Annotated in this window: 11 protein-coding genes; all 11 read right to left on the reverse strand. The window is 42.3% G+C overall.

The genetic code is table 11. The features are described from left to right. Positions 1-287: 287 nt before the first annotated feature. A complete protein-coding gene (gene aroA, locus FZC78_RS05395; RefSeq protein ID WP_148938609.1) occupies positions 288-1,586 on the reverse strand; it encodes a 3-phosphoshikimate 1-carboxyvinyltransferase in 1,299 nt (432 codons plus the stop codon). Between the two features lie 30 nt (positions 1,587-1,616). After that, positions 1,617-2,714, reverse strand: a complete 1,098-nt coding sequence (locus FZC78_RS05400; RefSeq protein ID WP_148938610.1) for a prephenate dehydrogenase — start codon at positions 2,712-2,714, stop codon at positions 1,617-1,619. A 48-nt stretch (positions 2,715-2,762) separates the two neighbouring features. After that, on the reverse strand, positions 2,763-3,857 hold the full coding sequence (gene hisC, locus FZC78_RS05405) for a histidinol-phosphate transaminase (RefSeq protein ID WP_148938611.1): 1,095 nt from the start codon (positions 3,855-3,857) through the stop codon (positions 2,763-2,765). Positions 3,858-4,107: 250 nt separating this feature from the next. Beyond that, complete coding sequence (gene aroB / locus FZC78_RS05410; protein WP_148938612.1) at positions 4,108-5,193, reverse strand: 3-dehydroquinate synthase; 1,086 nt, start codon at positions 5,191-5,193, stop codon at positions 4,108-4,110. Between the two features lie 3 nt (positions 5,194-5,196). Further along, positions 5,197-6,369, reverse strand: coding sequence for a chorismate synthase (gene aroC, locus FZC78_RS05415; protein WP_148938613.1), 1,173 nt, complete (start codon positions 6,367-6,369; stop codon positions 5,197-5,199). A gap of 912 nt (positions 6,370-7,281) precedes the next feature. Beyond that, positions 7,282-8,052 carry a CheR family methyltransferase gene (locus FZC78_RS05420; RefSeq protein ID WP_148938821.1) on the reverse strand — a complete coding sequence of 257 codons (771 nt, stop codon included), beginning with the start codon at positions 8,050-8,052 and terminating at the stop codon, positions 7,282-7,284. Positions 8,053-8,388: 336 nt separating this feature from the next. Further along, positions 8,389-8,835: a nucleoside-diphosphate kinase gene (gene ndk, locus FZC78_RS05425; RefSeq protein WP_148938614.1), complete on the reverse strand. Its 447-nt coding sequence runs from the start codon at positions 8,833-8,835 to the stop codon at positions 8,389-8,391. 103 nt (positions 8,836-8,938) lie between these two features. Next, positions 8,939-9,901: a heptaprenyl diphosphate synthase component II gene (hepT, locus tag FZC78_RS05430; protein WP_148938615.1), complete on the reverse strand. Its 963-nt coding sequence runs from the start codon at positions 9,899-9,901 to the stop codon at positions 8,939-8,941. Between the two features lie 34 nt (positions 9,902-9,935). After that, positions 9,936-10,643, reverse strand: a complete 708-nt coding sequence (locus tag FZC78_RS05435) for a demethylmenaquinone methyltransferase (RefSeq protein ID WP_148938616.1) — start codon at positions 10,641-10,643, stop codon at positions 9,936-9,938. Between the two features lie 3 nt (positions 10,644-10,646). Further along, positions 10,647-11,465, reverse strand: a complete 819-nt coding sequence (locus FZC78_RS05440; RefSeq protein ID WP_187444811.1) for a heptaprenyl diphosphate synthase component 1 — start codon at positions 11,463-11,465, stop codon at positions 10,647-10,649. A gap of 393 nt (positions 11,466-11,858) precedes the next feature. Next, complete coding sequence (mtrB, locus tag FZC78_RS05445; RefSeq protein WP_148938618.1) at positions 11,859-12,089, reverse strand: trp RNA-binding attenuation protein MtrB; 231 nt, start codon at positions 12,087-12,089, stop codon at positions 11,859-11,861. Positions 12,090-12,349: the final 260 nt, after the last annotated feature.

The raw sequence follows: 12,349 nt of genomic DNA on the forward strand, positions 1-12,349 counted from the left end.
AACTTTGTTGCTATTTAATATTAATTCCAAAGAAATATCAATATTTATAAGGAAAAATACAGTAATACCGAAAAGAAAAGAGCTACTCTTCCTGATAAGAGATAATACTCTTAGTATCCGGGGGAAAATCCGGCTCTTGGGATTTTCCCGAAAGCAAGATATATGCGAAAACAGCCTTATGAAAAGAAAAGAGCTGCTCTCCCCGATTAGAGAGAAAACCATTAGTTTCCGGGGGAAAATCCAGCTCTTGGGACTTTTCCAGAAGACGCAAAATATGTGAAAACAGCTTAAGTAATTGACAATGAAGCAAGGTCTGAATAAAACGCAGGAAAAGAGATATTGACGGCATCGGCATTTTTCAAGGTGACTTCTTCTTTGCTGAGCAGAGCTGCTACAGCGAGCGTCATGCCTATTCTATGATCTCCCATGGAATCAACCATCCCACCATATAATTCGGTTTTTCCATTAATAATCATGCCATCCTCCGTGCTTTCAATATCGGCTCCAAGAACTTTCAATTGAGAGACAATGGCATCAATGCGGTTGGTTTCTTTCACTTTCAGTTCTTCTGCATCTTTGATTATCGTACGCCCTTCTGCTTGCGTAGCCAGTAAGGCGATTACAGGAAGTTCATCTATCAGTGAAGGGATGATTTCTCCACCAATCTCAATTCCTCTTAGTGACGAAGTTTCAACCGTGATGGTACCCCTCTCTTCAAATTCACTGGTTTCTTTTGATTTTACTACAGTAATATTCGCTCCCATTTTTTCCATCACTGTGATGATTCCTGTTCTTGTCGGATTAAGCCCAACATCCTGCAGGACCAATGTACTGCCAGGCACTATCGCAGCTGCCACAAGGAAAAAAGCGGCTGAAGAAATGTCTCCAGGGACTCTAACTTCTGTTCCTTTGAATTGCTGACCCCCGCTCACTGTAATCAAGCCATTCTCATTGCTGATATCCCCGCCGAATTTTTTGATCATTGTTTCGGTATGATTCCGGGTAGAAACCGGTTCCTTAATAGCCGATATTCCATCTGCTTGAAGTGCAGCAAAGATCATGGCTGATTTTACTTGAGCACTGGCTACTGTAAGCTGGTAATCAACAGGAGAAAGCTTTCCGCCCCTGATGGACAATGGGGTGAATTCGCCATTTCTCCGGCCGGCTATATCTGCTCCGAAAAGACTGAGGGGTCCTGTTACACGCTTCATAGGTCTCTTGGCAATTGATTCATCCCCCACAATGACAGAATGAAACGGCCTTCCTGCCAGCATGCCGGACATCAGGCGGGCGGTCGTACCGGAATTTCCGACATCTAGAATATTCTCAGGCTCTTTAAGGCCTTCCCAGCCTTTTCCGTAGACAATTACCTTGTTACCCTCTTCCTTGATTTCCACTCCCATTTGCTTAAAGCAGGTCATCGTACTGATGCAATCTTCCGCTTTCAAAAAATTATGTATGACCGTTGTGCCCTTGGCAATTGCCCCAAACATAATGGAGCGATGGGAGATGGACTTGTCGCCGGGCACCTTCATTTCACCCTTAATCCCATTGCTCATGAAAGCTAATTTTTTCGACGATTCCATAACAGCCTCCCTATGTAATGTGTTTTAGTTTTAAAATACTTCAAAACTGGTTTCTTGTATCAAGACCTTTTTACCTCTTTCAAGATCGGTATTGTTCTGAAAGCTGATTACCAGCCTTCCCACCGAGTCTTCCCTCATTTCCAAAACCCGTATGTTGGTCAGGCTGATCTGTTCATTTGCCAGCAAGCCGGTTATCTCTGCAATAACTCCAGGATTGTCTGGAATATCCACGTACAAATCATAGAAAGCAGGTATCGCTCCTTTGCTTTTCACCGGAAGTCCATCCCGGAATGTCTTAGCCTCAGAAAAGAAACGAAACACATTTTCTTTATCTTCCCCTCCAATTCTTTCAATCAGAACATCCATACTTTCCTTCCATTCTCTTAGGAGTTTGAGAAGCACCCGATTGTTCTGCAGTGTAATATCACTCCACATCTGCGGATCTGCGGATGCAATTCTTGTTGTATCTTTAAAGCCTCCTGCGGCGAGCCTCGAGATATAAGGAAATTGATCTTCAGCGCTCATGGCCGTGTGGACCAGGGATGAGGCAATCAAGTGAGGGAAATGGCTGACAACCCCGGTGAGCTCGTCATGATCCAATGGATCAAGTATAAGAAATTTCGCTCTTGTTCCTTCAAGCCATCTTTGAAGTTCTGCTGATTTCTCTTCGGATATTCCGGCTCCAGGTGTCAAAATATAATAAGCATTTTCAAAAAGAAGATCTTTAGCCGCTGTCACGCCGCTTTTATGCGAACCCGCCATCGGGTGTCCGCCTATAAAGGCAGCCCCTTTCTCTGCCAGCTGTTTAGAAGCTTCCATAATTGGACTTTTTACACTGCCAGCGTCTGTTATCAAGACATTTTCTTTCAAACTTACGCTCTGCAGCTTCTCAATTAACTTTATGATACCGTTAACTGGTGCAGCTAAGATGATCAAGTCAGCTGCTTCGGCTGCCTCTTCAAAAGAACAAGCTTCTTCATCAATGATTCCGAGTTCCCTTGCCCGCCTCTGCTCTTCCTTCTTTCTGTCGAATCCAATGATCGTGCAGTCAGGGTGGGCTTTTTTGATACTGATGCAAAGGGAACCACCGATTAAACCTAGTCCGGCTGCCAGAACTGTTCCTTTCAAGAGATTCACCTTCTTTTTCTGTTTGTTTATCAGAGTGCCTGCTAAATATCAGTCATCCGTATTCAGGAAATCTCTGATTGTTTCCAGTAAGCCTTGATTTTGTTCAGGAGTTCCTATCGTTATTCTTACGGCAGTCGGAAAGCCCAGAGCCTTTCCGGACCGGACGATATACCCCTTACTTAATAAGTGCTGAAAAACTTCATCTCCATCAATTCCAAAATCAATCACGATGAAATTGGCTTGTGAAGGGAAATACTTCAGTTCTTTCTCTCTGCATAGTTCATAATACTGTTCCATGCCCTTTCTGTTTTCAAGCCGGCATCTCTCTATGAATTCCTGATCAGTAAGCGCAGCAGCGGCAGCTCCTTGAGCAACAATATTATTATTGAAAGGTTCACGCAATGGTTCAAGCTTCGAGATGATTTCTTCATTGGCGATTCCGTAGCCGACTCGCAGACCCGCCAGCCCATATGCTTTTGAAAAAGTTCGTGTGACCAAAAGGCGTGGATACTTTTCAACCAGCTTGATGGCGTCATAATAATCGCCAGCGGTCACATACTCAAAGTAGGCTTCATCCAACACAGTTAATACATGAGGAGGGACGCGGTCCAGGAAGTTAGTTAAGGACTTCTCTGAAATGTACTCTCCACTCGGGTTGTTCGGACTGCAAAGCCATACAACAGTCGTATTTTCATCAATAGCCTTAAGCATTTCATCAAGGTTGTGGCGGCCATACTCATCCAATACTATCTCTCTTACCTCTGCTCCTTCAATTACAGCGTTGTGCTTGTATTGAGGGAAAGTCGGACTTGCCATGACCGTATTCGCCCCCTGCTGCAGCAGCCCCCTCGTAATGATTTGGATAATTTCATCTGAACCGTTTCCAAGAATGACTTGTTTTTCTGATACTCCAAGATGCGAAGAAAGTGAATTTCTGAGTATCTTAGCGTAACCATCCGGATAAATGGAATAAGTGAACTCTGCCTTTCTCAAGTACTCTTCTACCTTCGCAGAAAAACCGAACGGATTTTCATTTGAAGATAATTTTACGATAGAGCTTAACCCATATAACTTTTTGACGTCATCTATTGTTTTGCCAGGCTGATATGCTTTTAAATTCTGTATTTGTTTTTTCCAATTCACTGTGAACCCACCCTTTCCCTTCAATTCTCTAATACGTTATCACGTTAAAGCGTTACAATATTAATACTATCACACAATTCTTGTGAAAATCTATATAGAATTGGCGGTAAAGCGGTCCAGGAGGACAATGAATAAGAGTCATGGCAAAAAAGAACCGGGTGGCTATCCTTCTGCACCTTCGTTAACACGACGACATAACGAATTCTACCTCAAGAACCTGCTGAATGTATTATAAACCCCCTTTAAATAGTCACCCTACAGCCAGCACATAATCATGTGCTTCTTTCAGGTCTTCCTTGTTTATCCTTTTCAAAAGAGGATTGCCGATCTCACTCAGGAGGACGAATTGAGGAATCTTATTCTCAGCTTTTTTGTCTCTTGTCATGACTTCATAGATTTCATCAAATGAGTGCTTAGCTGCAGCTTCAGCTGTATATCCCAGTCGCTTGACCCAATTGGTGAATTCTGAAAGGTCAAACCGAAATCCTGCGTGTTTCACACTGAGAAAAAGGGCAAAAATCATTCCAGTCATAACCGCTTCACCATGGGAAATACCTTTGTAGCCCTCAAGGTTTTCCAAGGAGTGCCCGTAAGTATGTCCAAAATTCAAATAAGCTCTGATTCCTTTTTCTCTTTCATCCTGTCCTACTATTTCAGCCTTGACGGCAATTCCTTGTTTCAAGGAGTTTATTAAAAATGTTTGATCAATAGAAGTAAAGGTTTGAAGATTTGCTTTCAGCATCTTATAAAAGGTCTCATCCGATATCAAGGAATGCTTGATGACCTCAGCCATACCAGATCTAATCTCCTTTAAAGGGAGACTTCTCAGGAATTCCGTTTCGTAAAACACCGCTTCAGGATGATAAAATTGTCCAATCATATTCTTCCCCAGCCTGTGATTGACTGCCACTTTGCCTCCTACTGAACTATCATGGGCAAGGATTGTTGTTGGAAGGCCGACAAATCTCACTCCCCTCATATAGGTGGCTGCGACAAAGCCAGCCAAATCCCCGCAGGCTCCGCCTCCAAACGCAAGGATGCATGACTGGCGGTCCAGCCCCTTATCAATGGCAAATGTCATGCAGTCATCATAGACCTTCAATGTCTTGGCTTCCTCCCCTGGAGGTACAGTAAATACAGAATAATCAATGGATAAAGGCAGAGAATCTTCCAGAGTATCTCCATGTAATTCATAAACAGTCCTATCAGCAATAACCATGATTTGCGATATAGGCTTCGCTTGACTGGCCAAGAAATCTTTAAGGTTACCTATTATTCCGCTGCCTATGTATACAGGGTATTGTTTTGTTTCGGTTTCAATTTGCAAAAGATCCATAGTTTAATAATCCTTGGACTGCTTGCGGTATTCAGATAGGTCATGCTTCAGCCGCTGAAATTGATCACTACTGAATTGTTCAGTGATGGCATTTGCCAGCTCCCATGCCACAACCGATTCGGCAACGACGCTGGCTGCAGGCACTGCACAGCTGTCAGAACGTTCAATGCTTGCTGTAAACTCTTCTTTGCTTTCAATATCGACACTTTTCAATGGTTTATAAAGGGTGGGGATCGGTTTCATCACGCCTTTAACCACAATCGGCATACCAGTCGTCATCCCTCCTTCGAAACCTCCAAGCCGGTTGGTTTTGCGATAGTATCCCAGTTCTGCATTCCAGGCAATCTCATCGTGTACTTCACTCCCGGGTTTTCTCGCCATTTCAAACCCCAGACCGAACTCTACTCCTTTAAAGGCATTTATGCTCATGACCGCCATTGCGATTTTAGCATCAAGCTTGCGGTCATAGTGGACATAGCTTCCTATTCCAGCAGGCATTCCTTCCACAATGACTTCAACGACTCCGCCGATAGAGTCACCAGCGTTCTTCGCAGAATCAATTGCGGCCATCATTTTTTCCGCTGCTTCATCGTCCAAACAACGTACTGGGGAACTCTCCGTTTTCTGTATTAATTCTTCGATAGACGAATAGGACACATCTTGGGCAATGATTCCCCCAATCTCCCTTACATGTCCTGCCACCTTGATCCCAAGCTCATCCAGCAGTTTTTTGGCAACAGCTCCAGCCGCCACCCTTACTGTCGTTTCCCTTGCAGAGGATCTCTCAAGTACATTCCTGAGATCACGATGTCCGTACTTGATTCCTCCATTTAAATCGGCATGGCCGGGACGCGGCCTTGTAATCTTTCTTTTAACATCCTCTTGCTCATCAGGAGAAATCGGTTCGATCCCCATGATTTTCGTCCAATGAGTCCAGTCTTTGTTCTCTACTAATAGTGCCAGTGGTGAGCCCAGCGTCATCCCATGCCTCACACCTCCGGCAATATTGACCTGGTCCTTTTCTATCTGCATTCTGCGTCCGCGCCCGTAACCCTTCTGGCGTCTTGCAAGCTCATTATTGATGTCTTGAGCACTAAGGGGCATCCCTGCAGGTACTCCTTCAAGGATCGCGGTTAATTGCGGTCCATGTGATTCTCCGGCTGTTAAGTATCTCATCCAGTCTTTCCCCTTCCCAGCTTAAATAATTTTGTATCAATATACCACATTCTCCTGCTGAATACATAGAAGATAATCTTTATAGAATGCTGTTTTCCCAAGGCTCTTTTTGTAAACTTTGCTGCTATTTAATATGAATTATGTGAAAAAAACCCCATTCAATAGGGAATATCCTGGTAAGCAAGAAAGAAAAAAGCTCCTCCCTCCGTCTGGAGAGAAAAACCTTATCCAGAGACATCCGAGAGCGACAATATATTCGAAAACAGCCTTTCCCAAAGAACGCGCCGTGTGAAAAGAAATAGGCTTCCCAGCTAGTTTCAACGCCTCCAGCGAATATCCCTTTACGTAAAAGGGGTAGCATTTAAAGGCACAAACCATTAAGTGTAAAACCTGCTTTAAAAGTCCGTTTGGCAACTGGCTCTATTGAGTCAATTGAAGGATAGTCTATTAAAAGGCGGCTTATAGGAATAATCAAAACCACCATTGTGACTGGTGGTTTGAACCGCGGCTGGAAGCCTGTCATACCGAACGAGCTTGATCTAAAAGGTCCACTTAATAATTTGCATCAATTTATCCCCTATAAAATTTTCGAGAAATAAGGGGAGAACTTCCGCTTATTTAAGAAAAAGCAAAAACTCAGCTGAATTTAGCTGAGAAATTCCCCTTATTCTCTTAAAAAGATTGAAAATGGCTCATTTTGCTGTGCTTAAGCGGAAAAACTCCGCTTATTTTAGTTAGGAATATTCAGGTTCATTACAAGGCATACATCCTGTCAATTGAAATGAAGCAATAGAAAACTGCTTTATTGCTTCAGGAAGGGAGAATTTTTTATACCTCGCTATTAGCTCTCCCCGGCATAGGCAGGGGATTTTTAGACCATTTAAAAAACGCCGTTCAAGCCCGGCGCTCCCTTTACTTTTTTCTATAAAAAAATGTATCTTCTGTTTCCAATCCATATTTGGCAGGGTTGAATATCTGCTCGGTACTGCCTACAAACAGCACGCCGCCAGGTCGCAGGGCTGAACTGAAATTATGATATATTTCTTCCTTTGCTTCTTCAGTAAAATAAATCATGACATTCCGGCAAACGATTAAATCATGATTGTTATCATAGGAATCAGAGAGAAGGTTATGCTTCTTGAATCCGACCCTTGTTTTAATCTGAGGAGATACATTATAAAAGTCGCCACTTTTTGAGAAGTATTTCTGCTTGATAAGAGCTGGTACTTCATTCAATGAGCGTTCTGGATAAACGCCAAGTTTAGCTTTTGCAATTGCATTGTCATCTAAATCTGTAGCCTTTATCGATATCTCTGAAAGAGGCAGGTAGTTGGAAAGCACCATAGCTATCGTATATGGTTCTTCACCTGTTGAACAGGCAGCACTCCATATCTTCAATCTATTATTCTGTGACAGAAGCCTTGGAAAGATCTTCTCCTGCAAAACCGACCATCTTTTTTCATTTCGGTAAAATTCAGTAACATTTATGGTCATCCTGTCGAGAAATTCATTCAGCAGCGGTGTATCCGAATCTATTCCTTTATAAAAATCCTTAAAATCAGAAAAACCCTTTTTTTCATAGAGAGAAGTGAGCCTCCTCTTCATTTGGGCTTCTTTATATAGGGAAAGGTCAATGCCTGTTTTCTTATGTATATCTTTGGTGAATTGGCCATAATCATACATCATGCATACACTCCAACAATAGTTAATAAGTTCCTTTCTAGTATAGCGGAAATTTTCAGGAAAAAGTTAAATTTGCATAAAAATAATAGGTCGTATATTGTATCTACTTTCAAAAATCGCGGCTTTTCTATTCGCATGGATTTCCGCCTGCCTGCAGTTTCCTCCTGTTAAGAAAGGCACTGTTTAAACCACAAATTTTTACTCCGAGCCTTCTGAAACTCTTTACAGATATGCAAAAAGCCTGATCCAGGAGGATATCTCCCAAAACAGGCTTTTTGTTTAAGCTCTCATATCCATATAGTATGTTATGGAAGGAAAGCGTCTATCAAATGGATATTAGTAGATCCACTCATTCATTAATTTAGAGTACTCAACCAACTCTTCTTCTTTGAAGAACAAACCGATTTCTCTTTCTGCACTTTCAACAGAGTCAGAGCCGTGAATGACGTTTTTCCCTACAGTGATTCCGAAATCACCACGGATCGTTCCCGGAGCAGCATCTTTCGGGTTAGTAGCACCCATCATTGTACGAGCTGTAGTGATGACGTTCTCTCCTTGCCATACCATTGCGAATACAGGGCCGGAAGTGATAAAGTCCACAAGCTCTCCGAAGAAAGGACGCTCTTTATGTTCACCGTAATGTTCTTCAGCCAATTCTTTAGAAATGCTCATCAACTTGGCACCAGCAAGTTGGAAGCCTTTTTTTTCAAAACGAGAAACAAATTCAGCAATTAAACCGCGTTGTACGCCGTCTGGCTTTACCATTAAAAATGTTTTTTCCATTTTTCTCCACTCCTAAGTATGTATGTATGGGTCTCTATTTCATTTCCCACAAAAAATGGTATCATTGATTTAACATTTTGGCAACGTTTCCATTTGAAATTTTCTAAAATTTCCGCCTGCCGATGAAATTGGCGATATCTCTCAGCGTTTTGTTTGCCCCGTTCTTCGGAAGGCCTTCAAGCTCTTTCAAAGCCTTCTTCAAATAGCGTGAACTGAGTTCATGAGATTGCTCTATCGCTCCGCACCTCTTGATATCCTCAATAACAGAGGTTAAATACTCCTGATCTGCCGTTTCATCGACTCTGATAATTTTCTCTTTCAACCCTGCATCCTGCATCGCAAATAAAACCGGAAGTGTAATATTACCCTGGAGAAGATCACTTCCGGCAGGCTTACCCAGCTCTTCCTCACGGGCTGTGAAATCAAGAATATCATCCGTGATTTGAAAGGACATCCCCACATTATATCCAAATCGGTATAACTTTTTATGTATGTGAGGAGGCGCACCCGCTGAAATGGCTCCAAGCTGGCAGCTGACCGCTATCAACAAAGCTGTTTTCCTTTTTATTCTTCTGAGGTAATCCTTCAGATCCTGATCAAAACGGTACTTATCCTTGATCTGCTCAATTTCCCCGACTGTTAATTCGACAATTGCATTAGAAAGGATTTTATGAGCATCTTCATTTTGGATTTTCGTCATATATTCCAATGAGCGGGCGAATATATAATCCCCTGTATACATCGCCGTCCGGTTGTCCCACTGAGACTTAATCGTCGGTCTTCCTCTTCTCAAATCCGCATCATCAATTACATCATCATGGACAAGAGATGCACTGTGAATGAGTTCCAAGGCAACCGCTACATTTTTGATGCTGTGAATGTCATATCTGCCGAACTTGGCAGACAACAAAACAAAAACAGGGCGGATGCGCTTGCCGCCCGCCTCCACCAAGTGAAGTGATGCTTCGTTTAAAAGAGGCGAGCGGGAATCGATTGCCTGCTTTAATTCTTTTTCAATGAGGTCGATATCCGCTTTCAGAAACGAATATATCATTTTAAACTTCATTTCATTTCCACCCAGATTTAAATTTTTCTATTGATTATTTCTTTTTGAAGCCCATATGCATTGCTGCGACACCGCCAGTATAAGGCTTGCAGGCCACATTATCAAAGCCAGCTTCACGGAACATGCCAGAAAGCTCCTCCATTCCAGGAAAGTCTTTAGCTGATTCTTGAAGCCAGGAATATTCACTATAGCTTTTAGCGAACACTTTGCCGAACAAGGGCATCAGGAACTGAAAATAAAAATAATAAGCCTGACGGTATCCAAACATCGTTGGCTGGGAGGTTTCCAGACAAACAGCCATTCCGCCTGGTTTAAGCACCCGGTTCATTTCTTTAAGCACGTGCAGGTAGTCAGGGACATTCCTGAGTCCAAAGCCAATTGTGACATAGTCAAAAGAGTTGTCTTCAAAGGGAAGTTCCATCGCATTGCCATGAATCAATTCAATCTGGTTCATGTTTGAATTGCGAACCTTATCTTCCCCGATTTTTAACATATTCTTACTGAAATCCAGTCCTTTTACCGTTCCTGCTTCTCCGACAGCTTCTGCAAGGGCGAGTGTCCAATCGGCAGTTCCGCAGCAAACATCAAGCGCAGAAGCCCCTTGTTTTACGGCCATCCGTTTCATTGTATCTTTCCGCCATCTTTTATGTTGTTGGAAACTTATAAGGGAGTTCATTTTGTCGTAATTTCCGTAAATTTTTTCAAAAACGGTATGAACTCTCTGTTCTTTTGACTGGTTCATCCATTAACCCTCTTCCGCAAAAATTTTCGTGTCCGGCCTGGTCAGCTTAAGCAGTGAGTGTATCCGGCTTTCCACTCGCAATCCTTCCAATGGTTGGTTCCTCAGCAGGACGGCAATCTTGTCACCCGATTCATCAATATATTCTGTGAAGATTTCTTCCAGGTGCTCATTGACGCTTTCCTTTACTGATGGGAGAGTATCCTGAAGTAATGCGGATTTCACAGATGGGAGCACTGCTGTAACCATTCCGGATTTCAAGTTGTTTTTTTCATAAAGCAGCCTTCTTAAAAACAATACCTCGCTCACAAGTTCATTGCACTGGGATGACCCATAGTGTCCAAGGAAGCTTGTGATGACAGCCGATTCAATTGTCTTGATACTTTCCATGATATCATGAATAGTTGAGTATTCTTGTTTATATAGGGAAATTTTGCTTTCATTCACCATTTTAATTGCTTTAGCCAGTTGATTAATCAGGCTTACATTTTCCAGGTCGGATAGAATTTTATAATACTGGCCGCTGAAATAAACTCCAGCAAGAACAGTCAGTTGCCTTTCCTTCAAGGAACCGGTTGGTGAGTTAGAAACCTTTTCATGGGTATCAAGTCCTATTTGGATCAGCATCACAGTCGAGATGACACGGATGATCTCCTTTTCCTCGAGCTCATATCCATTTTGTAAAAATGGAACGAGCAAAAAGCTGATCCTGTCTTCATCAATTTGAGGAGAATCAATATACTTTTGCAAATAAGAGTAAGATAATTTCTCTTCCACATAGTGTTTTATTGATGCTTCAAGATGAAAACAGTCCAAACGTTTCATAACCCAAATCCCCATTTCGTATATGTATCTACTTAGTCGTTTCAGCAACAAATATTATAACATAATAAGCTATACCGGGCGAATACTATATCTCCGGCCATGAACTTACACGGCCGCTGCCTCTCTCAGCAGAGGATGCCCACTGAAGATTTCGAAGTGCTTCCTGGTTCGTTATGGCGGCAGCAGGCTCTGCACATGATGATAAATTGAACGCAGGACCAATTTCCAGCATTTTTAAAGAGCTATGACGAGAGCCTGTGATGCTGCCATCTCATGTCAGAAAGCTTCTGGATATAAAGAACAGCTTCTCAGCCAGCGCTGCCCCTTAAAAGTAAAAAAAGCAGCAGTACGATGGATCTGGTTCTGCCGCTGAATACCTTCAGGTGGAAAAGATTACTTTTCTTTCATTTCACTCTCGATTTCCCCGTTACTTGTAATGATTTTTGCTTTGCCCCGAACTTTGATTGCGGAAGTATGCTCAGTGAATTGAGCTATCATTACTTCGCCTCTATCAAGCTTTTCAGAATGGTGAAATTTAGTATCCGTTCCCCTGGTCAAGCCTATCACATTGACACCATCTTCGATTGCTTTTATGACGATATAATCTGTTTGGTTATTAGCCATTTTCTTCACTCCTGTCTCATGTTTTTGAAACCGATTTATAAGGATTTCTTATATTCTTGATGATTATTGTATCAAACAATTCCAATGAATCGGTGTTTCAACTTAGAAACACTCCTCATTCATCATCCTATCAGACTTCTTTAGGCATTGCGGCGAGTAATAGGTAAGGAACAAAATCTTTATTTCTTCCCTATGATCTACCCTTAACAGCTTTATAAAGGTAATAGTAGCACAAGGCACTATAACCTCCAAAAAGTATA

The sequence above is a fragment of the Rossellomorea vietnamensis genome (assembly GCF_008180415.1).
GTDB lineage: Bacteria > Bacillota > Bacilli > Bacillales > Bacillaceae_B > Rossellomorea > Rossellomorea vietnamensis_C.

Excerpts from the sequence above, each read along its gene's own strand:
- aroA (WP_148938609.1), bottom strand. The coding sequence starts at position 1,586 with ATGGAATCGTCGAAAAAATTAGCTTTCATGAGCAATGGGATTAAGGGT.
- aroB (WP_148938612.1), bottom strand. The coding sequence starts at position 5,193 with ATGGATCTTTTGCAAATTGAAACCGAAACAAAACAATACCCTGTATAC.
- aroC (WP_148938613.1), bottom strand. The coding sequence starts at position 6,369 with ATGAGATACTTAACAGCCGGAGAATCACATGGACCGCAATTAACCGCG.
- FZC78_RS05420 (WP_148938821.1), bottom strand. The coding sequence starts at position 8,052 with ATGTATGATTATGGCCAATTCACCAAAGATATACATAAGAAAACAGGC.
- ndk (WP_148938614.1), bottom strand. The coding sequence starts at position 8,835 with ATGGAAAAAACATTTTTAATGGTAAAGCCAGACGGCGTACAACGCGGT.
- hepT (WP_148938615.1), bottom strand. The coding sequence starts at position 9,901 with ATGAAGTTTAAAATGATATATTCGTTTCTGAAAGCGGATATCGACCTC.
- FZC78_RS05435 (WP_148938616.1), bottom strand. The coding sequence starts at position 10,643 with ATGAACCAGTCAAAAGAACAGAGAGTTCATACCGTTTTTGAAAAAATT.
- FZC78_RS05440 (WP_187444811.1), bottom strand. The coding sequence starts at position 11,465 with ATGAAACGTTTGGACTGTTTTCATCTTGAAGCATCAATAAAACACTAT.
- mtrB (WP_148938618.1), bottom strand. The coding sequence starts at position 12,089 with ATGGCTAATAACCAAACAGATTATATCGTCATAAAAGCAATCGAAGAT.